The organism is Burkholderia sp. BCC0419 (genome assembly GCF_902830285.1).
In the GTDB taxonomy this organism is placed as follows: Bacteria; Pseudomonadota; Gammaproteobacteria; order Burkholderiales; family Burkholderiaceae; genus Burkholderia.
In genome coordinates this window covers 754,327-780,532 of sequence record NZ_CADESR010000003.1, presented here as the reverse complement: position 1 = coordinate 780,532, position 26,206 = coordinate 754,327, and the positions used below count along the sequence as shown (strand labels likewise).

Genomic DNA, 26,206 nt, shown 5'->3' with positions numbered 1-26,206 from the left:
ATCAGAGGAAAAGCGCCGCCTGCTTGCCCAAATGCGTCATCGGCGGGCGGCGCGCGTGACGCCGGCCGGCGTCAATTCTTCAGCTTGTAGCCGGTGCGGAACATCCACGCGACGATCGCGAGCAGGATCACGAGGAACAGCGCGGTCGCGGCGAGGCTGATCCACACGTGCACGTCGGCGATCCCGTAGAACGACCAGCGGAAGCCGCTGATCAGGTAGACGATCGGGTTGAACAGCGTGACGACGCGCCACGCGGGCGGCAGCATGTCGACCGAGTAGAAGCTGCCGCCGAGGAACGTGAGCGGCGTGATGATCAGCAGCGGCACGAGCTGCAGCTTCTCGAAGCTGTCGGCCCAGATGCCGATCACGAAGCCGAACAGGCTGAACGTAACGGCCGTCAGCACGAGGAACAGCACCATCCAGAACGGATGCAGGATGTGCAGCGGCACGAACAGGCCGGCCGTGGCGAGGATGATCACGCCGAGCAGGATCGACTTCGACGCGGCCGCGCCGACGTACGCGATCACGATCTCCCAGTACGACACGGGCGCCGACAGGATCTCGTAGATCGTGCCGGTGAAGCGCGGGAAGTAGATGCCGAACGACGCGTTCGAGATGCTCTGCGACAGCAGCGACAGCATCACGAGGCCCGGTACGATGAACGACCCGTAGCCGATACCGTTCACGTCGCTGATGCGCGAGCCGATCGCGGAGCCGAACACGACGAAATACAGCGACGTCGAGATCACCGGCGCGATGATGCTCTGCATCAGCGTGCGGCGCGTGCGGGCCATTTCTGCGCGGTAGATCGCGCGGATTCCATGCCAGTTCATGCGTCAGGCTCCTTGCAAGCCGTTGCGGCGGTTGTCGATCAGGCTGACGAAAATGTCCTCCAGCGAACTCTGCGTCGTGTGCAGGTCGCGAAAGCCGATGCCGGCCGAGCCGAGCGCATTGATGAGCTTCGCGATGCTCGCGTCGTCGCGTTGCGAGTCGTACGTATAGACGAGCGCGGCGCCGTCTTCCGTGCGTTCGAGCCCGAACGGCGCGAGCGCGGGCGGCACGTCCGCGAGCGGCTGCTCGAGCTGCACGGTGAGCTGTTTCTTGCCGAGCTTGCGCATCAGTTCGCGCTTTTCCTCGACGAGCACGAGCTCGCCGCCGAGGATGATGCCGATCCGGTCGGCCATCTCTTCGGCTTCCTCGATGTAGTGCGTGGTCAGCAGGATCGTCACGCCGCTTTCGCGCAGCGAATCGACGAGCTTCCACATGTCGCGGCGCAGCTCGACGTCGACGCCGGCCGTCGGTTCGTCGAGGAACAGGATGCGCGGCTCGTGCGACAGCGCCTTCGCGATCATCACGCGGCGCTTCATGCCGCCCGACAGCGTCATCAGCTTGTTGTCGCGCTTGTCCCACAGCGACAGCGCCTTCAGCGTCTTCTCGATGTACGCGGGACCGGGCGCCTTGCCGAACAGGCCGCGGCTGAACGACACGGTGGCCCAGACGGTTTCGAACGCGTCGGTGGTCAGCTCCTGGGGCACGAGGCCGATCATTTCGCGGGCCGCGCGGTATTGATCGCGGATGTCGTGGCCGCCGACCGTCACGCGGCCTTCGGTCGGCGTGACGATGCCGCAGATCGAGCCGATCAGCGTCGTCTTGCCGGCGCCGTTCGGCCCGAGCAGCGCGAAGATCTCGCCGGGGCGGATGTCGAGGGTCACGTGCTTCAGCGCCTGGAAGCCGGACGCGTAAGTCTTGGAGAGATCGGAGACGGAAAGGATCGGTTGCATGCTCACGGATGGCACGGGCGCCCGGCGCGACGGCGGGCGCCGCGCGTGCCCGGCGCCGCCGCCGCTGCGAAGCGGCCGGGACCGGGGACGGCATGGCGAACGGGCGTCATGTCGAACGGTATTGTGGTGCGGGATCGCGGGACCGCCATATTAGCAATCGGCAGATCGAAATGCATTCTGATGGAAAGGCCGGGTCCTGCTGGTGCCGGATTTGTGTGAATTTCGGTGGTATCGATCAATAATCCGGTGATTTATTTGAGTAACGCGAACAATCCGGATCGTTTCCCGTGAATCGGACGGCGATCACGTTGCCGCCCGACTGTGCTGCCCGCCGGCCCTCGCGCCGTACCGGGACGGCATGCGTGGCGCTCGCGATAATGCGTTCCTTTCTCGGCGATACGGAGTGGGGCGCATGTCTTTGATTGATTTCAAATCCGTGGCGGATGCACAGGCTATCGCGTGGCAATCCACGATCGTCGGCGAAGTCGGGCCGGCTCGCATCAAGGTGCTGCGCATGGACGCGCAGCCTTACGAAGCGGAAGTGCACGACTACAACGAAGGGCTGCTGGTGCTCGACGGCACGCTGATGCTCGAGGTCGAGGCGGAAACGGTCGTGGTCGGGGCCGGGCAGATGTATCTCGCGCGCGCCGGCACGCGCCACGCGGTGCTGCCCGGCAGCCACGGCACGCTCGCGATCATCGATGTCTGAGGGTGCGCCGCAGCACGCGTGCGGGCTGCTGAAGGCCGGCCGGCTTGGCTCGGCGCGGCTTGGCGGTTGCCGTTCAAACGCGTGTTCTACGGTCCGGGTATTTGTCTGAGCAAATAAAATGAAGGCTGTTTGAAACTCTGTTAAATGCCGTATAAACGCTAGGATCGCGCGGCTCCAGTCGTTTGGAACTCTGCATCCATTTACTTGCGCGAATGGTCCGATCATAGTCTCGACACACGACGCATCACGATAACGAATCAAGCGTACGGATGGAGACCAAACCATGAGACGCCTATCCGCAGGGCCAGCGGGACTGCCGTTTTCCGATTTTTCGCTGCATGCAGGCGCGATGCAGGTCGCACGCCTGCATCGTCACCTCGCCGCGTAGCGGCAAGCCACTTTCCGTTTCGATCGTTCCGACAGCGCCGTGCCGCATGACGGCGCTGCGGGAGCGCGTTCGTCTGCCGCCGCGGCATGTGCCGCATGTGCCTGACCGGCCTCGCGGCAGTCCTGCGTGCATGTCATGCGCCGCGCATTCGTGCGGCGGCGCGATACCAAACCGGCGGGCCATGCAGCCCGGCCGGACGAGACTTGTCGTACCTGAAAAGGAGGGGTTGATGATTTGCATTCCTGAATGGCGGAAGGCGATCCTGTCGTGCGCGGTGCTGGCGCTGCCGTTCGTCGCCGGTTGCGGCGGCGGCGACGATCCGGGGCCGATCAACGTGCCGCAGTGCTCGGGCAGCGCATGCGGGCCGAGCGGCGCCGAAACCACACCGCCGGTCGTGACGAAGCTGTGTCCGGACGCGCTCGATTACACGACGACGTATACGGGCGGCGCCGGCAGCGGCGAGTACGTGAAGGTGAAGTTCGACACGACGAAGCTCACCTACCAGATGCAGTTCATCGAATCGTCGGTGCCGACGTCGGCAGGGCAAGTCAACACCACGCGCGCGGGCCTGACGATCAACGGCGCGTTCCATCATCCGACCAATCTCCCGACGGCCGAGCAGAACCGCTGCGCGTTCGTGCTCGACAGCGGCGTGACGAGCGACGGCGCGTATTCGGTGACGATCAACCGCGCGGACCCGCCGATGCTGTTCGTCGGCAACGGCGTGGTGGGCGGCGGGATCCCGGGGGCGACGATCGCGTTCGCCGGTATCCCGCTGCTGCCGGGCGTCACGCTTGGCGTCGTACCGTCGCGCACCTTCGATTTCTATCCGTTCATCGGCTTCACCGACACCGAAACCGACTTCACGAAAGTGGCGGGCAACTACAACGAGGTCGGCATCCATCTGTCGCCCATCGGCGGTGATGGTCAGAGCCCGACCGGCGCGGTCGGCTGGGAATCCGACGTCGTCAACTGGAATCAGACGTTGAATGCGGACGGCTCGTGTTCGATCACGACGGGCAGCGACTACTCGTGTCAGACGACCGGGACGCCGTGGTCGCAGCGCAAGAACGCGGACGGCTCGGCAGACAATGTATTCGTGAGCAACCCGGCCGTGGGGCAGGGGTATCCGATTGCGGGGCAGGGCTCGACGCTGATCATTGCACCGAGTCAGGCGAAAGGCATCATGATCGTCGGCAGGCTGAACGGCGTCCTTGTGCCAATCGTGATTCGTGTCGGCTACACGCACGTCGATACGGTCAATCTGTTCGCATCGGTCGCCGATGCCGAAGTCGGCATCTCGATGCTGTCGTCGACGAAAGCGATTGCCGCGAACGCCCTGAAGGGCGGTTACATCGGCGCGACCAGTGCCTCCGCATGCGGCATCGTGACATCCAGTGGCCAGGGGAACAAGTTGGCGTCGGCGGGGCCGAGCTTCGACCCGAGCGTGCCGCACCCTGACCTGCCCGGCATCTTTGCCAATAACGCCTTCTATTCGGAAGCGGGCAGCTGCAACGACGGCACCGCGGTGTCGACGCTGGCCGCGAACTACACGTCCACGCTGTTCCAGGGCGGTACCGCGGCGTTCATCGATCCGCAGACGTCGTCGGTCACCTCGCAGTTCGCGCTCGACTATACGCAGGCCACGCCCGGCAAGATCCAGGTCACGGCCACGCAGGACTTCAACGCGAAGGGCGCGAACGGCAACGTGGCGATCTTCAGCAAGGGCGACACCGGCTGGCTCGTGACGGCCGGCAACGTCTACGCGATGGTCGTCAACAACAGCAAGGTCAACCCGTTCTTCACGGTCGGCTCGTTCGTCCAGTAACCCTGCATTGAACATGTCACACCGGCGGCGCATGCGTTGCCGCCGGCGAATCGAATTTCAAGAGGATTCCTATGAATTTGAAACAGTGGATGGCCGCGGCGTCGCTCGCGCCCGTGCTGGCCGCATGCGGCGGCGACGGCGACCCGCCGCCCGCGCCGGCGGTCCGGCTGTGCCCGCAGACGATCGACTACAACACGGTGTTCGTCGGCGGCTCCGGGTCGGGCGAGCTCGTGAAAGTGCAGCTCGACACGACGAAGATGACGTACCGGATGACCTACCTCGCATCGCCGGTGCCGACCACGACGGGCACCGTGCAGCCGACCCGCGACACGGCGCCCGCGAACGTGGTCGACGGCACGCTGGCCGACGAAACGGGGCTGCCGACGGTGAAGCTGAACCAGTGCACGTTCCGGATGCAGAACGCGAGCCTCGACCCGAGCCGGCCCGCGCGGCTGTTCCTCGGCGAAGGCGTGCTGGGCGGCGCGATCCCCGGCGCGACGATCCAGTTCGACGGCGTGATCGGCGTCGGCAAGATCACGAAGACGACGTTCCCGTACTACCCGTTCATCAGCTTCTCGTCGCTGGAAACCGACCTGACGAAGATCGCCGGCACGTACAACCAGCTCGGCTATCACCAGGTGCCGTCGCAGAATTTCCAGCCGGTGGCGCTCGACCAGAAGGTGACGATCAACGCGGACGGCAGCTATACGGAAACCGACAACTTCGGCAAGAAGAATGGCGGGCAGCCGCTTGCGTCGAGCGCGACCGTGAACCAGCCGTTCACGCTGCGCCCGGATGCGCCGGCATTCCAGTCGCTGAACTACCAGCCACAGATTCCGCCGACGCTTGCCGCGCTCGATCCGGCGAAGGCCGGCAAGGGGATCCTGATCGTCGGCAAGCTGCGCAACCAGCTCGTGCCGGTCTTCATCCGCACCGGCGCCGCGAATGCGGACCTCACGCAAGGGCCGCCCAGCGCGGACGACGAATCGGGCATCTCGTTCCTGAGCCCGCAGACGGCGATTACGCAGGGTTCGCAGGACGGCGAGTACACGGGCGTCGACAGCGCGTTCAACTACCGCGCGACCGCACTCGTCGGTGCGCAGGCCACGCTGCTCGATCCGTTCAACGCGTCGCAGGCCGCGCTCACGCGCGCGCTGAACCTCGACTACACGCAGAAGGTGCCGGGCGTCGTGACGACGGTGCACGCGGACGCGGCGTCGGGGCCGGCGACCGGCAAGTTCGTGTTTACCGGCGGCGTGTTCGGGTTCCTCGACATGGCCGATACGCGCAACCCGTACTTCACGGTCGGCGCGTTCGTGCAGTGACCGCAGGGATGGAGACACGGCGGCGCCGCGCGCGAATGCGCGGCGTCCGGACAGAATGAGGGGGAGACTTCATGAAGAAGCTGATTGTCGCGGGTGTCGTCGCAGGCGCCTCGACGCTCGCATCGGCCCAGCAGGCGGGCGACAACGTCGCGACGCTGGGCTGGCTGCACATCATGCCGCAGGATTCGACCAACGGGCTGACGACGAATCTCGCGAGCATGCCGATCAATGGGCCGCTGCGTCTGCCCGGTTCGTTCACGTCACCGGGTACGAGCCTGACGGTCAACAACGCCGATACGGTCGGCCTCACGCTCACGCACTTCTTCACCGATCACATCGCGGTGACGTCGGTGCTCGGCGTGCCGCCCGAGTTCACGCTGACGGGCCATGGCGTGATCAGGCCGCCGGGCCCGGCCGGCTCGCTCGGCAACGTCGACATGGACAAGTCGGCGAACCAGCCGGCCGTGAAAAACGCGCGGCAGTGGAGCCCGACGGTCATCCTGCAGTACTACTTCAATTCGCCGACGGCGAAGTTCCGGCCGTTCGTCGGGATCGGCGTGGCCTACAGCTGGTTCAGCAACATCGAACTGAACGGCAACTTCGCGAAGGACATCAACGAGAACCTCGGCAGCGTGCTCGCGGCCGGCGCCGGCAAGCCGGGCGCGACGTCGGTGGAGGGCAAGGCGTCGTCGTCGTTCACGCCGGTCTACAACGTCGGCGCGAGCTACGCGATCGACAAGCACTGGGGGCTCACGGCGACGCTGACGTACATGCCGCTGAAGACCTACTCGTCGCTGGTGATCAAGGCGGCCGACGGTTCGACGCTCGCGACCACGCGCACGAAGTTGAAGGCCGACCCGCTGATCACGTTCGTCGGGATTTCCTACAAGTTCTGAGCCGACCGGCGCGCATGACGCGCGCCGGCGGCTTCCTGCGACCGGCTGGCCGGATCGTTCCGGCCGGAAGGTCGCGTTCCTGGCGGCGTGCCGCCATTTGTGAAGAGAGGGGGCAGTTCAAATGAGCATTCGCAAAATCGTATCGCTTGTTGCTGCAGTGGCTTTCACCGCGGTTTCGGCCGCGCCTGCTTTTGCCGTCACCGTTTCGCGTGCCGACGGCCAGCCGATGAATCCGAACGGCGAGCCGTTCTCGGCGACGGGGCTCACGAATCTCAGCAAGGGATCGATCAGCGCAAGCTGCAACGCGACCTTCAACGGCACGATCACGTCGACCGGCATCGTCAACATCACGTCGACGACGTTCTCGGGGGGCGCGACGTGCGGCCTGATCAGCGGCAGCGCGAGCAGCACGTCGCCGTGGACGGGGCAGGCCGACAGCACGACGCAGCTGTCGATCAATAACGTGAAGGTGAACGTCACGCTGCTTGGCACGTGCGGGCCGAGCAAGGTCGTGACCGCGTGGAGCGAGGCGAACTCGTCGCTGGCGTTCAACAACTCCGTGCTGACGCCGGATTGCACGGTGAACGGTACGGTCCTGACGTCGCCGAAGTTCCACGTGCAGTAAGCGTCGCGCGATCGAAGCGGAACCCGCCGCGCGCGAGGGCCGTGCGGTATGCGCGGCGGGTTCCGTGGCTTTGATGGGTTCGTGCCGTCGCGTGTATCGGCGCGGCGGCCGGATTCATCTGGGCGGCAGGTCGTGTTTCCGCCGGCATGCTCGTGACTTCGCCGAAGCGCCAGGTCCGGCAACCGTAGCGGACTGATGCCGGGCGCACGCGCGCATGAGGGCCGTGCTGGACACATGTGAGCTTCCGCTTTCTGAACGTACTCGTGCCTTCGCGCTTACCCGCGCGACGGCCGGTTGGCCGCCCGTGTCGCGATCCGACACGCGCGGACTGGCAGGGCAGGCGTGGCGTACCGCGCCGCCCGATGCGATTGAAACCAAACCAGGCCAATTCGAAGCCAATTGGCCAGAACCATCCCGGACGACCCATGCTGACCGATCCAGCCAAGTATGGTGATGCCCGCGGCGCGACGCCCGACCGGCTGCGCACGGCCGCGTGGTTGCAGTACGTGATCGACCATCTCGACGCAACGGGCGACACCGGCGACACGACCGGCGTCGCGTCGCATGCGCTACGTGCGGGGGCAGGAGCGAGCCTGTCCCGCGACGCAAGCGCGGTCCTCCACCGGCTCGTCCCGTGGATCGCCACGGACGGCCGCGGCTGCGCATGCGACCCGGCCGACCCGCTCGCCGCATGCTCGCACGTGCCTTCCGTGCCGCAGCTTGCCGAAGCCGAACGCTGCTGCCCCGGCTCGCGTGCCGTATTCGACACCGCGCACGGCGTGATCGATGCGTGCGCATTCGATGATCCCGAGGTCGGCTGGGCCGCGCTCGAACGGATTGCCGGCGGCGTCGAAGGCAGCGGTGAAGATGCAGTCGAACACGTCACGAACGAACATGACGGGCAGCGCGAGACGCGGCCTGCGAAGAACCTGAGAGAAAGGCTGACCGCTGTCGCGGCAACGGACGTGGCAACACCGACCCTTCCCGGCGCCGTGATCGACGCGATCGTGCTGCGCATCAGCGGCCCGCGCGACGACGCGGCGCGTATCGACGAGATGACCGCGCTCGCGATCTTCTCCGCCGAGCTTGCGGCCGGCAACGGCGTTTCCGTTCACGCGTACGGCGGCCAGCACAACCTCGTCGCGCGCGCGATCCGCACGCATCGCGCCGATCTCGCGTCGACGGACGGGCTGCTTGCCGCGCTCGCCGTGTGCCGACTCGACCGGCTCGTCGGCGCGGGCAGCTTCTGGGCTTACTACCTGCTGGCGGGCATCGCGATCGCCGCGCCGGATACGGTCCGGGAAATCGGCCGGCGCTTTCATGGCGACACCTGGCAGACCTGGCTCGACGACGTGCTCGCGTGGCCGGTTGTCAGCCGCTTCGGGCCGACGGAGGATGCCGCGTTCGACCGCTTGCGCGACGCGATGAGCCTGACGTCGCGCCGGAACCCGATCGTCCGCGCCAAGCGGATGCGCACGCGCGCCGTGGCGATATCCCCGTTCGGCGAGGACGAGCGCAAGGGCAAGGCCGGCTGACGCAAAGCCGTTGGCGAATCGAGACGACGGGAAACGCGGCGCTCGAGTACCGCGCTCACACTGAAGTAATACCGTGCCCCGTTCGCACGCGCGAGCGGGGTGTCGTGCCGTCGGCATCCACGCGCGACTGCATACCCTTCATGCGCGGACCGACCGCGCGACACCTCGCTTCCGCGCCCCATCGACCGGACGCAGTATGATGCCGCAGACGATGCGGGCGATCGGCCGAACCGGGCCAGCCGGCCGCCCGCATCGCTGAAGATCCGGCAGGCTTGTAGAAAGCCGGACGCAAGCTGCCGCTGCGCGATCGCGCCGCTGCCGATCCGCATCCGGGCCACCCTCATCGAAACGGTCAGTCAGATGTCAAAGCAAAACAAGAAAATCCTGCTCCTGAGCGTCAGCGCCGGCGCCGGGCATACCCGCGCGGCCGAAGCGATTCGTGCGTTCGCCGACCACCATCCGGCCGGCATCGACGCTACGCACCTGGACGTGATGGACTTCGTGTCCACCGGCTTCCGCAAGCTCTACACCGATCTCTACATCAAGCTCGTCAGCAGCCAGCCGGCGCTGTGGGGCTACCTGTACCAGAAGACCGACGAGGTCGATCCTGCCGCCGCGTCGCAGAAGATCCGGCGCGCGATCGAGCGGCTCAATTGCCGGCAACTGCTCGCCGAGATCGAGCGGCAGCGCCCCGACGCGATCATCTGTACGCACTTCCTGCCGGCCGAACTGCTGTCGCGCGAGATCCGCAAGGGACGCGTCGACACGCCGGTGTGGGTGCAGGTCACCGATTTCGACCTGCACAGCATGTGGGTCGTGCCGCACATGCGCGGCTACTTCGCGGCCAACGACGAGATCGCATGGCGCATGCATGCGCGCGGCATGGCACCGGACACGGTGCACGTGAGCGGCATTCCGATCATGCCGGCGTTCGGCCAGCCGCTCGATCGCGCGGCCTGCGCGGCCGAGTTCGGCCTCGATCCCGCGCGCCGAACCTTCCTGATGATGTCCGGCGGCGCGGGCCTCGGCGGGCTCGACGTGCTGGCCGCGCGCCTGCTCGGGATGGACGACGATTTCCAGCTGATCGCGCTGGCCGGCAAGAACCAGGCGATGCTCGCGTCGCTGCAGGCGCTCGCCGCGCAGCACCCGGGCCGGCTCTTTCCTCAGGGCTTCACGCAGCAGGTCGAACGCCTGATGGCCTGCGCCGACCTCGTCATCACGAAGCCGGGCGGCCTGACGACCTCCGAATGCCTCGCGATGCAGTTGCCGATGATCGTCAACTCGCCGATTCCGGGCCAGGAGGAACGCAACGCGGATTTCCTGCTCGAGCAGGGCGTCGCGCTGAAGGCCATCGACGACGATGCGCTCGTCTACCGGATCCGCGCGTTGCTGCGGACGCCGGAACGCCTGGCCGACATGCGCCGCCGCCTGGCGCCGCTCGGGCGGCCGCTCGCCGGCCGCTTCGTGCTCGACCGCGTGCTGGGCCTGGAGCCGGCCGCATGAGCGGCGCGCGTTTCGTGCCGACGCGCCATACGCTGTTCGTCGTCGCATGGGTCATGCTGCTCGCGTATTTCTTCGCGAACGTCGAGATCCAGATCGAGGGCAGCGCGGGCTGGGCCGCGAACCTGCCGACCTGGCGCGTCGAGCATCACTGGCTGCTCGACCTCTTCTGGGGCGGGCGGCCGATGACCGGCTACCACGCGTGGGTGTTTCCGTTCGTCGCGCTGTTCTTCCACCTGCCGCCTATCTTCAATGCGCGCTGGTCGTGGCGCATCGAGGCGCGGATCATCGCGTGCATCATGGTGTTCTGGCTGACCGAGGACTTCCTGTGGTTCGTGCTGAATCCGGCGTATGGCCTTGCCCGCTTCAACCCGGCCAACGTGCCGTGGCATATCCACTGGCTGGGCGTGGCGCCGACCGACTACTGGACCATGAGCGCCGCCGCGATCGCGCTGTTCGTCCTGTCCCGCGAGCGCAAGCGCGCATTCTATTGAACCAACATGAAAATCGCCTTCATTGCCTCGCTCGCCGTCGTGCTTGCCGCGCTCGTGCAGCCGGCCCATGCGGACCCGGCCTCCGAGGTGTCGGCCCGGCCGATCAAGTGGGCGCAGAGCGTCGTCGATGCGCACGTGAACAACCTGCATCGCATCACGCCGACGCTGTACCGCAGCGCGCAGCTGTCGCGCGCCGACGTGCCGGAACTGCAGAAGCTCGGTATCCGCAAGGTCATCAGCTTCCGGTCGTTTCACGCGGACGACGCCATCCTGGCCGGCACGCAGATCCGGATGCAGCGTATCCGGATCAACACGTGGGACATCCGCGACGAAGACATGGTCACCGCGCTGAAGGCGTTGCGCACGGCCGACCAGGACGGCCCGGTGCTGATCCATTGCCAGCACGGCGCCGATCGCACGGGCCTCGTGTCCGCGCTGTACCGGATGGTGTACCAGGGCTGGACGCGCGAGCAGGCGCTCGATGAACTGCAGCACGGCGGCTACGGATTTCATCCGGTCTGGCGGAACATCACGAATTACCTGAAGCAGGTCGACGTCGAGCGTTTGCGGCAGGAAGTGAACAGCGGCTGACGCAGGAAAGTAAAACGCCGCCGACAATCACTGTCGGCGGCGTTTCGTCAGGACACCATCGGAGGTCGGGCCGGGCGCCCGTCTGCGTCAGACCGTCTCGGGTTGCCGCACGGCCTTCGCGACATTGCGCGCCAGCGCGCCGTTCGCGACGAAGTACGGCACGTCGACACGCGCGAGCGGCGTGCGGCCGCGGATCTTGTCGGCGATCTTCTCGGCGATCATGATCGTCGGCGCGTTCAGGTTGCCGGTCGTGATGATCGGCATGATCGACGCATCGACGACGCGCAGCCCGTCGAGCCCGTGCACGCGGCCTTCTTCATCGACCACCGCCATGTCGTCGTAACCCATCTTGCACGAGCATGACGGATGGAACGCGGTTTCCGCGCGGGCGCGCACGAATGCGTCGAGTTCCTTGTCCGACTTGCAGTCGGCGCCCGGGTTCAGCTCGCGGCCGCGATAGCGGTCGAGCGCGGGCTGCCGCATGATCTCGCGCGTCGCGCGGATCGCATCGCGGAACTCGCGCCAGTCGAGCGCTTCGGCCATGTAGTTGAACAGGATGCTCGGATGGTCGTTCGGGTCGCGCGAGCGCAGCTTCACGCGGCCGCGGCTCGGCGAGCGCATCGAGCCGACGTGCGCCTGGAAGCCGTGCATCTCGATCGCGTTCGAGCCGTTGTAGTTGATCGCCACCGGCAGGAAGTGATACTGGATGTTCGGCCACAGGTCGTCGTCGCGCGTGCGGATGAAGCCGCCCGCCTCGAAGTGGTTGCTCGCGCCGAGGCCCGTGCCGTTCAGCATCCATTCGAGGCCGATCTTCGGCTGGTTCCACCACTTGAGCGCCGGGTACAGCGACACCGGCTCCTTGCACTCGTACTGGATGTACATCTCCAGGTGGTCCTGCAGGTTCTGGCCGACACCGGGCAGGTCGAGCACGACGGGAATGTCGAGTGCCTTCAGCCATGCGCCGGGGCCGACGCCCGAGCGCTGCAGCAGTTGCGGCGACGCGATCGCGCCGCTGCACACGAGCACTTCGCGGCGCGCCTGCGCGGTCGCGCGCTCGCTGCCGCGCAGGTACGTGACGCCCGACGCGCGCTTGCCGTCGAACAGGATGCGATCGGCGAGCGCGTGCGTGACGATCTCGAGGTTCGGCCGCACCTTCGCCTGGTCGAGGTAGCCGCGCGCGGTGCTCGCGCGCCGGCCCTTCGGCGTGACGGTGCGATCCATCGGGCCGAAGCCTTCCTGCTGATAACCGTTCAGGTCGTCGGTGCGCGGATAGCCGGCCTGCACGCCCGCATCGACCATCGCCTCGAACAGCGGGTTCACGCCCGGCTTGCTGGTCGTGACCGACACGGGGCCGCTGCCGCCGTGATAGTCGTTCGGGCCGACGTCGCGCGTCTCGGCTTTCTTGAAGTACGGCAGGCAGTCGAGATACGTCCAGTTTTCGAGGCCCTTGTGCGTCGACCAGTTGTCGTAGTCGAGCGCGTTGCCGCGGATGTAGCACATCCCGTTGATCAGCGACGAGCCGCCGAGCCCCTTGCCGCGCCCGCATTCCATCCGGCGGTTGTCCATGTGCGGCTCGGGGTCGGTCTCGTACGCCCAGTTGTAGCGGCGGCCCTGCAGCGGATAGGCGAGGGCGGCCGGCATCTGCGTGCGGAAGTCGAAGCGGTAGTCGGGGCCGCCCGCTTCGAGCAGCAGCACCGTGACGTCCGGATCTTCCGTCAGGCGCGTTGCGAGCACGTTGCCCGCGGACCCTGCGCCGCAGATGATGTAGTCGTATTCGCGTGTCGTCATGACGGCTCTCCTTGTCTTAGAACACCGGGTTGTAGCGGCCGAGCTCGACCTGCACCGACTTGATTCGAGTGTAGTGCTCGAGCGTCGTGATGCCGTTCTCGCGCCCGACACCGGATTGCTTGTATCCGCCAACCGGCATTTCGGCCGGCGATTCGCCCCACGTGTTGATCCAGCAGATGCCGGCTTCGAGGCGATGGATCGTGCGGTGCGCGCGCGACAGGTTCTCGGTCACGACGCCGGCCGCGAGCCCGTAATGTGTGTCGTTCGCGCGGGCGATCACTTCGTCCTCCGATTCGAAATCGAGGATGCTCATCACCGGGCCGAAGATTTCCTCGCGCACGATCTTCATGTCGTCGCGGCAGTCGCCGAACACGGTCGGCGCGACGTACTGGCCGCTGCCGAAGTGGCCGTCGGTCAGGCGCGTGCCGCCCGCGAGCAGCTTCGCGCCTTCGGCCTTGCCGCTGTCGATGAAGCCGAGCACCTTGTCGAGCTGCGCGGCCGACACGAGCGGGCCGAAGTTGGTGTCGGCATCGGTCGGCTTGCCGACGCGAATGCGCTTCACGCGTTCGAGCACCTTCTGTGTGAATCCGTCCTTGATCGAGCGGTGCACGAACACGCGCGTGCCGTTCGTGCAGACCTGGCCCGAGCTGAAGAAGTTGGCGGTTACCGCGATGTCGGCCGCGCGGTCGAGGTCCGCATCGTCGAACACGATCAGCGGCGACTTGCCGCCGAGCTCCATCGTCACTTCCTTCAGCGACGATGCGCCGGCCAGCGACATCACCTTCTTGCCGGTCTCGACGCCGCCGGTGAACGACACCTTCGCGATGTCCGGGTGGCCGGTGAGCAGCGCGCCGACCGAGCCGTCGCCCTGCACGACGTTGAACACGCCGGCCGGCACGCCGGCTTCCGTATAGATTTCCGCGAGTTTCAGCGCGGTCAGCGGCGTGACTTCGCTCGGCTTGAACACCATCGCGTTGCCGGCCGCGAGCGCGGGCGCGGTCTTCCAGCACGCGATCTGGATCGGGTAGTTCCACGCGCCGATGCCCGCGCACACGCCGAGCGGCTCGCGGCGCGTATAGACGAACGAATCGGCGCGCAGCGGCACCTGGAGCCCTTCGATCGCGGTCGCGAGGCCCGCGTAGTACTCGATCACATCCGCGCCGGTGACGATGTCGACCGCGAGCGTCTCGCCGATCGGCTTGCCGGTGTCGCGCGTCTCGATCGCCGCGAGTTCGTCGTTGCGCTCGCGCAGCAGGTCGACCGCGCGGCGCAGGATGCGCGAGCGCTGCATCGCGGTCATCGCCGCCCATTCGCGCTGGCCTGCCTGCGCCGATGCAACCGCGCGATCGACGTCGGCCGCGCTCGCCTGCTGCACTTGCGCGAGCAGTTCGCCGGTGGCCGGATCGAAGGTGTCGAAAGTCTTGCCGCTCGTGGCGTCGACGTAACCGCCGCCGATGTAGAGGCGCTGCAAACCGAATACGGACATGAGGATCTCCTTGAGGGCGACTGCGTCGCGCGTCAGGCGGACGCGAGCAGCAGGTCGATGTAATCGTGGGCGAGCTTCAAAGCGGCTCGGGTGTCGATCGGGCCGCCGGCGAGTGCGCCGCGCAGCCACAGGCCGTCGATCAGCGCGGCGAGGCCGCTGGCGGCTTCGCGCGCCTTCGCGAGCGGCAAGGCCTTCGCGAATTCGGCGCACAGGTTCGAATGGAGGCGCCGCGTGTTGACGTGCTGCAGGCGCTTGAGCATCGGGTCGTGCATGCTCTGCGACCAGAACGCGAGCCACGTCTTCATCACGGGTGCGCTGACTTGCGTGTCGTCGAAGTTCGCGGCGACGACCGCGCGCAGCCGCGAACGCGGATCCTTGCGTGCGGCGACGCGGCGGCGCGTGGTGGCCGACCACAGGTCGCGCAGCACGTGCCGCATCGTCGCTTCGAGCAGGCCGTCCTTGTCGCCGAAGTAATGGCTGACGATGCCCGTCGAGATGTTCGCGCGTTGCGCGACCGATGCGAGCGTCGTGCCGGGCAGGCCCGCTTCGTCGATCGAGCGCAGCGTGGCATCGATCAACTGTGCGCGGCGTATCTCCCGCATTCCGACTTTCGGCATCGCGACTCCCTTCGCCCGGACGGGCCGTCCATGGAAGTCGAGAGCTTAGCGGTTTTTTATTGATCGTTCAATCAACAAAAAATCGGGGCCGAACGGCGTGTCGCGTTCCAAACGGGAGGATTCGTCACGCCCGGAGCCCATGTGCAGGTGCGGAAAAACGCATTGAAAGAAGGTTAATTAAGTTTGAATCTGTTTAAAACGGCTCATGAAAAATGACGCAATGCAGAGAACCGTTTCTGCACTCGTTTCTATTACAAATCGAAAGAATGTCGAAATCTGCAATATTATTCACATTGTGAAATTGTTAAATCGGATTGTGAAGATGTGCGGTTTTCTAAAAACCGTTTCAATCAGGCGATTTAAATAATGCAACTCATTGAAAAAAATAGAGAATATGAAATTTGTGAGCGCTGATGAGGACTGTTCGCAAACGATTGCGTTCACCCTTTTGACGATTCCGCATACCATAGAAATCGATAAATAAATTTGAATTTGGCGTATTTCCGGTCCGAGTAGAGGGATTTTTGGAATGACTTGAGTAAGTAATATCGACCGTATTAGTATGGCGCCGCACCACAAGGAATGAATGGCGCCGCCGGCAATTGCCGCGGTGCGTCGGCAATCGGCGCGTCGATCGACCGCGCACGGGGGCGGCGCCAGCCATTGCGCACCTGCAGCATGCCGCGACGTCGAGACGCCGCATCCACCGGAGAACGACGATGCCGACCGAAAAACACGTGGTCCCGCTGCCGAATGGTCTGAAGGTCTACGTCGAACGGAACGTGTTCGACCCGGCCTTCGACACGGCGATGCTCGTCAACGGCGCGCTCGCGACGACCGCGTCGTTCGGCCAGACCGTCCAGTATCTCGGCGAGCGGATGAACACGATCTGCTTCGACCTGCCGTATGCGGGGCAGTCGCGCCAGCACAACCCCGGCTGCTTCATCCTGACCAAGGACGACGAAGCCGCGATCCTCCAGTACCTGGTCGAGCGCTTCGCGCCGGCGTTCCTCGTGTCGGTGTCGTGGGGCGGCGTCGCGTCGCTGTTCGCGCTCGCGCGCGGCTGCCCGAGCGTGCGGCGTGCGGCGATCTGTTCGTTCTCGCCGTTCCTGAACGATGCGATGGTCGACTACGTGACGCGCGCCCGCGACCACATCGCGGCCGGCGAGAACCTGAAGGCCGCGCAGTTGCTGAACGACACCGTCGGCCGCTATCTGCCGCGCATCATGAAGCTGTACAACTACCGGTATCTCACGCGCCTGCCGCGCGACGAACAGGACCAGGTCGCGTTCCACGTCGACCAGATCCTGTCGTTGCAGCCCGAGCGCTACTTCAGCGAGTTCTCGAACATCGGCTGCGAGCTGCTGTTCCTGAACGGCGAGCGCGACGAATACACGACGCCGGCCGACGTGCGCCAGCTCGGCGCGCACGTGGCGCGCGCGCGGTTCGCGACGGTGCCGGACGCCGGCCATTTCCTCGACATCGAAGGCCGTGCGCAGCGCGAATACACCCGTGCCGCGTTGCTCGATTTCTTCTGCGGCGAAGCGCCCGTCGCGGCGGGCGTCGCACGCGCGGCCGGGCATGCATGCGTGCCCGCGCCGATGCATGCGCTGTCGTCGTGACGTCATCCGTCGTGCAGCGGGCGCGTCCCGCGCATCCGAATTCCCATCCCAACGAGGCAGGCCAGCCGTGAATATCGTTCAGACCATCGCCATCGTCGTTCCGTGGGCCGCGTGGCTCGCTTACTGGATCGCCACGTCGCAGGGCGTCAAGACGACCGTGCGCAAGGAGGCGTCGCGCTCGCGCACGCTGCAGTCGATTCCGCTGATCGTCGGCGGCGCGCTGATCATCCTGCCCGATCCGTCGTGGCAGGCGCTCGCGCCCGACTGGCAGCGCTTCGGGCTGCAGGCGCAGTGCGGGCTCGCGGTGCTGGTGGCCGGCCTGCTGTTCTCGGTGTGGGCGCGGCTGCACCTCGGCACGAACTGGAGCGTATCGGTCACGCTGAAGGAAGACCACGAACTCGTGCGCACGGGGCCGTATGCGCTCGTGCGTCATCCGATCTACACCGGCTGCCTGATCGCGCTGGTCGGCGCCGCGCTGATCGGCGGCGAATGGCGCGGCGCGATCGGCGTGCTGCTCGTGTTCGCGTCGCTCGCGTACAAGGTGCGCGTGGAGGAGAACTGGCTGACCGGGTATTTCGGGCCGGCCTATGCGCAGTATCGCCGCGAAGTGGCGGCGCTGATCCCCGGCTTCTACTGACCCCCGCGAGGCGCGCGATGGCGAAGATGATCGTGACCGCGATCGGTTCGGCGGGCGACGTGCATCCGCTGCTCGGCATCGCGCGCACGCTCGCGGCGCGCGGTCACGAGGTCGTGTTCTGCACGCATGCGCCGTTCGAGGCGGCCGTGCGCCGCTGCGGGTTCGCGTTCGTGCCGGTCGGCACCGCGGTCGACTACGACGCAGCGATGGCGAACCCCGCGCTGTGGGATCCGCGCACGTCGTTCCGCACGCTGTGGCAGGTGATCGCGCCGACGCTGCGCCCGCATTACGACGCGCTGCGCGCGCTGACCGATGCCGACACGGTGCTGGTCGGCACGCTTTGGGCATTCTCTGCGCGCTTCATGCAGGAACTGCACGGCACGCCGTACGTGTCGGTGCAGGTGTCGCCGTCGACGCTGCTGTCCGCACATGCGCCGCCGACCCACCCGCGCCTGACGATTCCCGCGCGCTGGCCGTTGCCGGTGAAGTCGGCGCTGATGACGCTGATCGAGCGGCAGGTGCTCGACCGCGTGTGCGGCCCGGCGTTCGACGCGGTGCGCCGCGAACTCGGGCTCGCGCCCGCGCGGCGTGTGCTCGGCCGCTGGCTGCATTCCACCGACGGCGTGCTGTGCCTGTTTCCCCAGTGGTTCGCGCCGCCGCAGCCGGACTGGCCGTCGAACCATCTGCAAAGCGGTTTTCCGTTGTTCAACGATATTGCGACCTCCGACGATGATGTGGCACTCGATGCGTTTCTCGCGGCCGGCGAGCCGCCGGTCGTGTTCACGGCCGGTTCGACGCTCGTCGATCACGCGGCGTATGCGCGCACGGTGGCGGACGCGCTGCGCGCGACCGGCGCGCGCGGGATCCTGTTGACGCCGCATGACATCGCGCCGGACGGCGACCGGCTGCTCGTGCGCCGCTTCGTGCCGATGCGCACGCTGCTGCCGCGTTGCCGCGCGCTCGTGCATCACGGCGGGATCGGCACGGCGGCGCTCGCGTGCGAAGCCGGCATCGTGCAGGTCGTCACGCCGTTCGCGCACGATCAGTTCGACAACGCGCAACGCGTCGTCGCGAACGGCTGCGGCGTGCGGGTCGACGGCCCGCTCGACGGTGCGCGGCTCGGCGCGGCGCTCGCACGCGCGCTCGACGAGCCCGCGTTCGCGGTGCATGCGGAGCGGACGCGCGCGCTGCTCGCGGCCGCGCCGGACGGCTGCGGCGCGGCCGCCGATTTCATCGAACGGTTCGTGCCCAGGCGCGGGCGGTCGGCCGCGCGGGCCGATGTCGCGGTGGCCGGCGCATGAGCACCGCGTCGCCGCTTCACGACGGGCCCGTCGCGCCATCCGCGTTCGACGTGCCGGCGCCCATGCCGGCCGCGCAGCCGGTGCGCGGCATCCGGCTCGCGCTGCTGACGTTCGCGCTGTCGCTCGCGACCTTCATCGAAGTGCTCGACTCGACCGTGACGAACGTCGCGGTGCCGGCGATCTCCGGCAGTCTCGGCGTGTCGAACAGCCAGGGCACGTGGGTGATCAGCTCGTATTCCGTCGCGGCCGCGATCGCGGTGCCGCTCACCGGCTGGCTCGCGCGGCGCGTCGGCGAGCTACGGCTGTTCGTCGGCGCGGTGCTGCTGTTTACGCTGACGTCGCTGCTGTGCGGGCTCGCGCGCGACCTGCACGTGCTCGTGATCTGCCGTGCGCTGCAGGGGCTGTGTTCGGGGCCGATGGTGCCGCTGTCGCAGACGATCCTGCTGCGCACCTTTCCGCCCGACAAACGCACGATTGCGCTCGCGCTGTGGGCGATGACGGTGCTGCTCGCGCCGATCTTCGGGCCGGTGGTCGGCGGCTGGATCGTCGACAACTTCTCGTGGCCGTGGATCTTCCTGATCAACTTGCCGATCGGGCTGTTCTCGTTCGCGGTATGCACCGCGATGCTGCGCCCCGACGCGCAGCGCGGCGCGGCCGGCCCGATCGACGTGCCGGGCATCGTGCTGCTCGTGATCGGCGTCGGCTCGCTGCAGGCGATGCTCGATCTCGGCCACGACCGCGGCTGGTTCGATTCGCCGCTGATCGTCACGCTTGCGGTGGTCGCGGCGCTCGCGATCGTGTCGCTGCTGATCTGGGAAGCGGGCGACGCGCATCCCGTGGTCGACCTGAGCCTGTTCCGCGACCGCACGTTCTCGTTCTGCGTGCTGATCATCTCGCTCGGGATGATGAGCTTCTCCGTGGTCGGCGTCGTGTTTCCGCTGTGGATGCAGGCCGTGATGGGCTACAACGCGTTTCATGCGGGGCTCGCGACCGCGTCGCTCGGCGTGCTCGCGCTCGTGTTCTCGATCCTCGTCGGGCTGCATGCGCACCGCTTCGACGCGCGCGTGCTCGCGACGTTCGGCTTCGTCGTGTTCGCGGCCGTGCTCGCATGGGACGCGCATTTCACACTGAGGATGACGTTCGCGCAGATCGCCGCGCCGGGGCTGATCCAGGGGATCGGGCTGCCGTGCTTCTTCATTCCGCTGACCGCCGCGACGCTGTCGCGCATTCCGGACGACCGGCTCGCCGCCGCGTCGAGCCTGTCGAATTTCCTGCGCACGCTGTCGGCCGCGTTCGGCACCGCGATGAGCGTGACGCTGTGGGACAACCGCGCGACCTATCACTACGACGTCGTGTCGCAATCGGTCACGCATGCGTCGGCGAACACGCAACGCTTCGTGCATGCGTTGAACGCGATGGGCGTGGACGGCGTGCGCGAGTTGACGACGCTGCATCAGGTCGTGATGCAGCAGGCCTACATGATGGCGACCAACGACATGTTCTGGATGGCGAGCATGACGTGTCTCGCGCTCGCGGCGATGATGTGGCTGACGCGGCCGAAGCGCGGCGCGGCCGCGTCGTTCGGGCATTGAGGAGCAGACCATGACGACACTCGGCGCACTCGTGATCCTGTATCACCCGAGCGACGCGCAGCTCGACGCGCTGCGCGCATGGCGGCACGCATGCGACGCGCTGCTCGTCGTCGACAACACGCCGCAGCCCGATGCGCGGGCCCGCGCGCTGTGCGCGCGCGAAGGCATCGCGCTGCTGCATCACGGCAATCGCGGCGGTATCGCGGGCGCGTACAACGCGGGGCTCGCGGCGCTGTTTCGCGACCGCGTCGACGCGGTCGCGCTGTTCGACCAGGATTCGTCGGTGCCGGCCGCGTATTTCCCGACGATGCGCGAGGTCTGCGCGGGGCTCGCGGGGCGTGCGTTCCTGGCGGGCCCGCGCATCTTCGACGAGAACGCGCGCAGCTTCCTGCCCGAACTCGCGACCAACGGGATCAGCTTGCGTCGCCTGCGCATCGAGCCGGGCACGCCGATGCAGCGCTGCGCGTTCCTGATCTCGTCGGGCTGCGTCGTGTCGCGCGATGCGTTCGACGTGCTCGGCCGTTTCGACGAGACGCTGTTCATCGATCACGTCGATACCGAATACAGCTTCCGCGCGCTGTCGCGCAACGTGCCGCTTTATGTCGTTCCGTCGCTGGTGCTGCCGCACCGGATCGGCGCGAAACAGCGGCATGCGATCGGCCCTTTCGAAATGACGTCGATGAATCACTCGTGGCAACGGCGCTACTACAGCGCGCGCAATGCGGTGCAGCTCGGGATGCAGTACGGGCTGCGCTTTCCGGTGGCGTTCGTGCCGAACCTGCTGACCGTGTGGCAGATCGTGCAGATCGCGCTCGTCGAGCGCGACAAGCGCGCGAAGCTGGCCGCCATCCTGCTCGGCGTCGCGGACGGCCTGTTCGGCCGGCTCGGCCCGCTCGAGCGCACGCGGCCGCGTCTGGCCGCGCGGGCGCAGCGCGTTCGGCAGGGGTGACGATGCGGCGGATGAAACAAGCGGCGGGTTCGCCGCGTGGCGTGAAGGGCGGCTCGCTGATCGCGGCGGCCGCGGCATTGCTCGCATTGGGCGGATGCGTGCCGTCGGGTTTCCTGCCGTCGCTGTCGCTGCGCGCGCCGGCCGACGATGCGCTCGCGCATACCGCAGGCCCGGGCGCGAACGGCGCATGGCCGGCGCCCGACTGGGTGAAGCAGTTGCAGGATCCTCAGCTCGACGACCTGGTCGCCGAGGCGTCGCAGCACAACCCCGATCTGCAGGTCGCGCAGGCGCGGCTGCGGATCGTGCAGGCGCAGCTTCAGCAGTTCGATTCGCTGACTGGGCTGACCGGCACGGCCGGCGCGACGGTCAGCCGCGCGCGGATGCCGAAGCCTGGCGATATTGCCGATGTCACGGCCGGCGGCTATCGCGTGCCGGTGCAGATTTTCGGCGATCCGAACGTGTCGCCGTCGTCGATCTTCGTCGGGCTGAACTACCAGCTCGACCTGTGGGGCAAGAACCGTGCGGCGACCAAGAGCCTGATGTCGCTGCGCGACGCGGCCGGCGTCGAGGCCGAACAGGTGCGGCTCACGCTCGCCGTCGCGATCGTCACCGTGTATTGCCAGCTCGACCAAGCGTACGCGGTGCGCGACCTGTTGCAGCAGAAGCTGAAGATCAGCCAGCGCGTGACGGCCGTGCTGCGCGAGCGCACCGCGCGCGGCCTCGACAACGCGTACGACGCGAGCGATGCGTCGATCAAGCGCAGCCGCCTGCTCGAACAGATCGCGTTGAACGACGAGCAGATCAAGCTCGCGCAACTGCAACTCGGCGTGCTGTCGGGCCGCGGCCCGGAGCGCGGACTCGCGCTGCAGCGGCCGCGTGTCGGCGCGTTCGCGGGCGGCGCGGTGCCCGCGCGGCTGCCGGCCGATCTGCTCGGCCGTCGGCCCGACATCGTCGCCGCGCGGCTGCGGGTCGAGGCCGCGTTCGCGAATGCCGACTCGACACGCGCGCAGTTCTACCCGGACGTAAACCTCGTCGCGCTCGGCGGCGTGTTCGCGCTGACGCCCGCGTCGCTGTTCTCGCGCGATTCGCTTGCCGGTTCCGTCGGCCCGGCGATTTCGCTGCCGATCTTCGATCGCGGCCGGCTGAAGGCGAAGCTCGGCGCGGACGTCGCGCAGGCCGACGTCGCGATCGGGCTGTACAACAAGACCGTCGACGACGCGCTCGGGCAGGTCGCGCAACTCGTCACGTCGCTGCAGACGTCGCAGACGCTCGTCGCGCAGCAGCAGGACGCGGTCGCGGCCGCGCAGAAGATCGTGCAGATCGCGGCGGATCGGCATCGGCGCGGCGTGCTGATGCAGAAGGATGTCGATGTTGCGGATCTCACGCTGATCGACGAGCGCGCGCAGATGATCGCGTTGCTCGGCAAGCAGCGGACGCTGCGGGTCGGGCTGATCGGTGCGCTGGGCGGCGGGTTCGATGCGGGCGCAACGGTCGCGCAGGCACAGACGCCGGCCGTGCATCGGGCGCGCAGCGGGGCGGCCACGCGCGGGGCAGCGGCTGCCGTGGCCGCGAACCGGGCGGCGGTGGCGCGCCCTTCGAACGACGCGCCCGCGGGGAGCACGGCAATGTCGCCGGCCGCCGCCACGACGAGGAGCGTGCCCGCGCCTGAATCCGCACGACGCGACGACACGGCACGCCCGTCGACGGTCGGCGCGACCCACCCCGACGCGACGCCTCGCGGCACGCCCGTTCTCGCGCGCACGGCCTCGGCGAGCCCGATGCGGGGCGCATCGCCGATGCCCGCGATCCCTGTCTTCCAGCACGATCGTCTGATCGTTACGCAAAGCGACTGATGCACCACGACAACCTTCATTCCGCCGCGCCGCCGGCCGCGCTGAACGACCCGGCCCTCGACGCGCGCCGCGCGACGCGCCGCAAGCGCTTCACTGTGTTCTTCGCGATCGTGCTGCTGGCCGCGATCGCGTGGATCGCATACTGGCTGCTGAGCGACCGCTACTACGAAGACACCGACGACGCGTACGTCGCGGGCAGCATCGTGCAGGTCGCCGCGCAGATCCCGGGCGCCGTGACCGACGTGGTGGTCGCCGATACGCAGGCCGTACGCGCCGGGCAGACGCTCGTGCGGCTCGACGACACCGAGGCGTCCGTCGCGTTCGCGCAGGCGAAGGCGCAGCTCGCGCAGGCCGTGCGCCAGGTCGCGAACGCGAAGATTTCGAACGGAATGTACGTCGAGGCCGTGAATGCGCGGCGCGCCGACCTGTCGCTGGCGCAGCGCGCGCTCGCCGCGCGTTCGGGCGCATCGGTCGAGATCGTCGCGCCGGAAGAACTGGCGCGGGCGCGCGCGACTGTGGCCGGCGCGCAGGCGAACCTCGCGGCCGCACAGGCGCAGCTCGATGCGGCGCGCGCGCTCGGCAGCAAGTTGCCCGTCGACGAAAGCCCGGCCGTCGTGCAGGCGGCCGCGCAGTTCAAGCTCGCGTACCGGAACCTGAAGCGCACGACGATCGTCGCGCCCGTCGACGGCACGATCGGGCAGCGCTCGGTGCAGGTCGGCCAGCAGGTCGGGCCCGGCGTGCCGCTGATGTCGATCGTGCAACTCAACCGGCTGTGGGTCGAGGCGAATTTCAAGGAAGGGCAGATTCGCCACATGCGCGTCGGGCAGCCGGTCGAGGTCGTGTCGGATCTCTACGGCTCGCGCATCGCCTATCGCGGCCGCGTGCAGGGCTTTTCGGCGGGCACGGGCAGCGCGTTCTCGATGCTGCCGTCGCAGAACGCGGCCGGCAACTGGATCAAGGTCGTGCAGCGCGTGCCGGTGGTGATCGCGCTCGATCCGCGCGATCTCGCCGCCCATCCGCTGCGCGTCGGGCTGTCGATGCGCGCGACGGTCGACACGCACGACCGCAACGGCCACGCGCTCGATAGCGAGCCGCCGACGCTGGCCGTCAGCACGCGCGTGCACGACGGCGTCGCGAGCGATGCGGAAGCGGCCGCCGCCGCGATCATCCGCGAGAATCAGGGCGGGTAGCGCCGGCCCGTCAAGGCAGGGCCGGCCGCAAGGGCCGGTCCGACCCCCGGTGCATCTCGCGCCCGGAGCTTCCCGTCGTTTCCCGTCCGACTTTCGTATTTCCGCCATCGATGTCGGCGCCGATCAAACGCATGTCGCGTTTGAGACATCGGCGCCCCTGCCTCCGGGACTACTCTCGAACAGCACGTTGCGCGTGCGCCGCATGGCGCCGGCGCGCCGCGGCGCCATCCAACGAGACATGGAGACAATACGATGAGCAGCAATCGAGGTGTCGTCTATCTTGGGCCGGGCCAGGTCGAAGTCCAGAAGATCGATTATCCGAAGATGGTCGATCCGACTGGCCGCGCGATTGGCCACGGCGTGATCCTGAAAGTGGTCAGCACGAACATCTGCGGCTCCGACCAGCACATGGTGCGCGGTCGCACGACCGCGCCGGTCGGTCTCGTGCTCGGTCACGAAATCACCGGCGAAGTGGTCGAGGTGGGCCGTGACGTCGAGACGCTGAAGCTCGGCGATCTCGTGTCGGTGCCGTTCAACGTCGCGTGCGGCCGCTGCGCGATGTGCAAGGACACGCATACGGGCGTGTGCCTGAACGTGAACCCATCGCGTGCCGGCGGCGCGTACGGCTACGTCGACATGGGCGGCTGGATCGGTGGCCAGGCCGAGTACGTGCTCGTGCCGTATGCCGATTTCAACCTGCTGAAATTCCCCGATCGCGACCAGGCGATGGCGAAGATCCGCGACCTGACCTGCCTGTCCGACATTCTGCCGACCGGTTATCACGGCGCGGTGAGCGCGGGTGTGAAGCCCGGCTCGACGGTCTATATCGCGGGCGCGGGCCCGGTCGGGATGGCGGCGGCCGCATCGGCGCGCCTGCTCGGCGCGGCGGTGACGATCGTCGGCGACATGAACGCGGAACGCCTCGCGCACGCGCGGGCGATGGGGTTCGAGACGGTCGACCTGTCGAAGGACGCGTCGCTCGGCGAGCAGATCGAGCAGATCCTCGGCGTGCCGGAGATCGACTGCGCGGTCGACTGCGTCGGCTTCGAGGCGCACGGCCACGGCTCGTCGGGCCATTCGGAGGAAGCGCCCGCGACGGTGCTGAACTCGCTGATGGAAATCACGCGCCCGGCCGGCGCGATCGGCATCCCGGGCCTGTACGTGACGGACGATCCGGGCGCGAAGGACAAGGCCGCGCAGCACGGCAGCCTGAGCATCCGCTTCGGCCTCGGCTGGGCGAAGTCGCATTCGTTCTTCACGGGCCAGACGCCGGTGCTGAAGTACAACCGCAACCTGATGCAGGCGATCCTGTTCGACCGGCTGCCGATCGCGAAGATCGTCAACGTCGAGGTGATCTCGCTCGACCAGGCGCCGGAAGGCTACAAGAAGTTCGACGGCGGCGCGCCGCGCAAATTCGTCATCGACCCGCACGGGTTGCTGGCGGCGTGATGCGCTAGCGTTCGACACGCACGACGCGTGACGTGAGCACGGGCGGTTCC

22 protein-coding genes are annotated in these 26,206 nt (G+C 67.4%); 17 read left to right on the top strand and 5 right to left on the bottom strand.

Translation table 11 applies throughout. The annotated features are described in order from the left end of the window. Window positions 1-71: 71 nt before the first annotated feature. On the bottom strand, window positions 72-833 hold the full coding sequence (locus HWW87_RS21770) for an ABC transporter permease (protein WP_006481964.1): 762 nt from the start codon (window positions 831-833) through the stop codon (window positions 72-74). A 3-nt stretch (window positions 834-836) separates the two neighbouring features. Beyond that, the gene (locus tag HWW87_RS21765) at window positions 837-1,781 is read right to left on the bottom strand and encodes an ABC transporter ATP-binding protein (protein ID WP_175822082.1); all 945 of its coding nucleotides are present in this window, start codon (window positions 1,779-1,781) and stop codon (window positions 837-839) included. Between the two features lie 412 nt (window positions 1,782-2,193). On the opposite strand from HWW87_RS21765, the gene HWW87_RS21760 reads away from it, so the two are divergent. The 9 genes from HWW87_RS21760 to HWW87_RS21720 all read left to right on the top strand — a co-directional run bounded on the left by HWW87_RS21760 (window position 2,194) and on the right by HWW87_RS21720 (window position 11,672). Continuing rightward, the gene (locus HWW87_RS21760) at window positions 2,194-2,490 is read left to right on the top strand and encodes a cupin domain-containing protein (RefSeq protein WP_175822081.1); all 297 of its coding nucleotides are present in this window, start codon (window positions 2,194-2,196) and stop codon (window positions 2,488-2,490) included. 617 nt (window positions 2,491-3,107) lie between these two features. After that, on the top strand, window positions 3,108-4,706 hold the full coding sequence (locus HWW87_RS21755) for a DUF2957 domain-containing protein (RefSeq protein ID WP_175822080.1): 1,599 nt from the start codon (window positions 3,108-3,110) through the stop codon (window positions 4,704-4,706). 71 nt (window positions 4,707-4,777) lie between these two features. Next, window positions 4,778-6,031, top strand: a complete 1,254-nt coding sequence (locus tag HWW87_RS21750; RefSeq protein ID WP_175822079.1) for a DUF2957 domain-containing protein — start codon at window positions 4,778-4,780, stop codon at window positions 6,029-6,031. Window positions 6,032-6,102: 71 nt separating this feature from the next. After that, on the top strand, window positions 6,103-6,927 hold the full coding sequence (locus HWW87_RS21745; RefSeq protein ID WP_175822078.1) for an OmpW family outer membrane protein: 825 nt from the start codon (window positions 6,103-6,105) through the stop codon (window positions 6,925-6,927). A 121-nt stretch (window positions 6,928-7,048) separates the two neighbouring features. Further along, on the top strand, window positions 7,049-7,552 hold the full coding sequence (locus HWW87_RS21740; protein WP_175822077.1) for an activator protein: 504 nt from the start codon (window positions 7,049-7,051) through the stop codon (window positions 7,550-7,552). 425 nt (window positions 7,553-7,977) lie between these two features. Then, window positions 7,978-9,087: a hypothetical protein gene (locus HWW87_RS21735; RefSeq protein ID WP_175822076.1), complete on the top strand. Its 1,110-nt coding sequence runs from the start codon at window positions 7,978-7,980 to the stop codon at window positions 9,085-9,087. Between the two features lie 360 nt (window positions 9,088-9,447). Continuing rightward, window positions 9,448-10,590, top strand: coding sequence for a glycosyltransferase (locus HWW87_RS21730; RefSeq protein ID WP_175822075.1), 1,143 nt, complete (start codon window positions 9,448-9,450; stop codon window positions 10,588-10,590). Beyond that, a complete protein-coding gene (locus HWW87_RS21725) occupies window positions 10,587-11,081 on the top strand; it encodes a hypothetical protein (protein WP_175822074.1) in 495 nt (164 codons plus the stop codon). Before HWW87_RS21730 ends, HWW87_RS21725 begins: the two co-directional genes overlap by 4 nt. Window positions 11,082-11,087: 6 nt before the next feature. Further along, window positions 11,088-11,672 carry a dual specificity protein phosphatase family protein gene (locus HWW87_RS21720; RefSeq protein WP_175822073.1) on the top strand — a complete coding sequence of 195 codons (585 nt, stop codon included), beginning with the start codon at window positions 11,088-11,090 and terminating at the stop codon, window positions 11,670-11,672. A gap of 87 nt (window positions 11,673-11,759) precedes the next feature. Here HWW87_RS21720 and betA read toward each other — a convergent pair whose 3' ends face one another. The 3 genes from betA to betI are packed head-to-tail and all read right to left on the bottom strand — an operon-like array spanning window position 11,760 to window position 15,563. Further along, complete coding sequence (gene betA, locus HWW87_RS21715) at window positions 11,760-13,460, bottom strand: choline dehydrogenase (RefSeq protein ID WP_175822072.1); 1,701 nt, start codon at window positions 13,458-13,460, stop codon at window positions 11,760-11,762. A gap of 16 nt (window positions 13,461-13,476) precedes the next feature. Further along, the gene (betB, locus tag HWW87_RS21710; RefSeq protein WP_175822071.1) at window positions 13,477-14,946 is read right to left on the bottom strand and encodes a betaine-aldehyde dehydrogenase; all 1,470 of its coding nucleotides are present in this window, start codon (window positions 14,944-14,946) and stop codon (window positions 13,477-13,479) included. A 32-nt stretch (window positions 14,947-14,978) separates the two neighbouring features. Continuing rightward, window positions 14,979-15,563: a transcriptional regulator BetI gene (betI, locus tag HWW87_RS21705; RefSeq protein ID WP_174430979.1), complete on the bottom strand. Its 585-nt coding sequence runs from the start codon at window positions 15,561-15,563 to the stop codon at window positions 14,979-14,981. Between the two features lie 719 nt (window positions 15,564-16,282). On the opposite strand from betI, the gene HWW87_RS21700 reads away from it, so the two are divergent. The 8 genes from HWW87_RS21700 to fdhA all read left to right on the top strand — a co-directional run bounded on the left by HWW87_RS21700 (window position 16,283) and on the right by fdhA (window position 26,156). Beyond that, window positions 16,283-17,185, top strand: coding sequence for an alpha/beta hydrolase (locus HWW87_RS21700; protein WP_175822070.1), 903 nt, complete (start codon window positions 16,283-16,285; stop codon window positions 17,183-17,185). A 67-nt stretch (window positions 17,186-17,252) separates the two neighbouring features. Then, entirely contained in the window at window positions 17,253-17,822 is a 570-nt protein-coding gene (locus HWW87_RS21695; RefSeq protein WP_027781337.1) for an isoprenylcysteine carboxylmethyltransferase family protein, read from the top strand. 17 nt (window positions 17,823-17,839) lie between these two features. After that, window positions 17,840-19,123: a nucleotide disphospho-sugar-binding domain-containing protein gene (locus HWW87_RS21690; protein WP_175822069.1), complete on the top strand. Its 1,284-nt coding sequence runs from the start codon at window positions 17,840-17,842 to the stop codon at window positions 19,121-19,123. Further along, complete coding sequence (locus tag HWW87_RS21685; RefSeq protein WP_175822068.1) at window positions 19,120-20,715, top strand: DHA2 family efflux MFS transporter permease subunit; 1,596 nt, start codon at window positions 19,120-19,122, stop codon at window positions 20,713-20,715. The genes HWW87_RS21690 and HWW87_RS21685 overlap by 4 nt, the downstream gene beginning before the upstream one ends. Window positions 20,716-20,725: 10 nt before the next feature. Continuing rightward, window positions 20,726-21,664 carry a glycosyltransferase family 2 protein gene (locus tag HWW87_RS21680; RefSeq protein ID WP_175822067.1) on the top strand — a complete coding sequence of 313 codons (939 nt, stop codon included), beginning with the start codon at window positions 20,726-20,728 and terminating at the stop codon, window positions 21,662-21,664. 11 nt (window positions 21,665-21,675) lie between these two features. After that, window positions 21,676-23,517: an efflux transporter outer membrane subunit gene (locus HWW87_RS21675; RefSeq protein ID WP_175822066.1), complete on the top strand. Its 1,842-nt coding sequence runs from the start codon at window positions 21,676-21,678 to the stop codon at window positions 23,515-23,517. Next, complete coding sequence (locus HWW87_RS21670; protein WP_175822065.1) at window positions 23,517-24,707, top strand: efflux RND transporter periplasmic adaptor subunit; 1,191 nt, start codon at window positions 23,517-23,519, stop codon at window positions 24,705-24,707. Before HWW87_RS21675 ends, HWW87_RS21670 begins: the two co-directional genes overlap by 1 nt. Window positions 24,708-24,959: 252 nt before the next feature. Beyond that, window positions 24,960-26,156 (top strand): formaldehyde dehydrogenase, glutathione-independent, encoded by a 1,197-nt coding sequence (fdhA, locus tag HWW87_RS21665; RefSeq protein ID WP_098551258.1) that lies wholly within the window; start codon window positions 24,960-24,962, stop codon window positions 26,154-26,156. Window positions 26,157-26,206 lie beyond the last annotated feature (50 nt).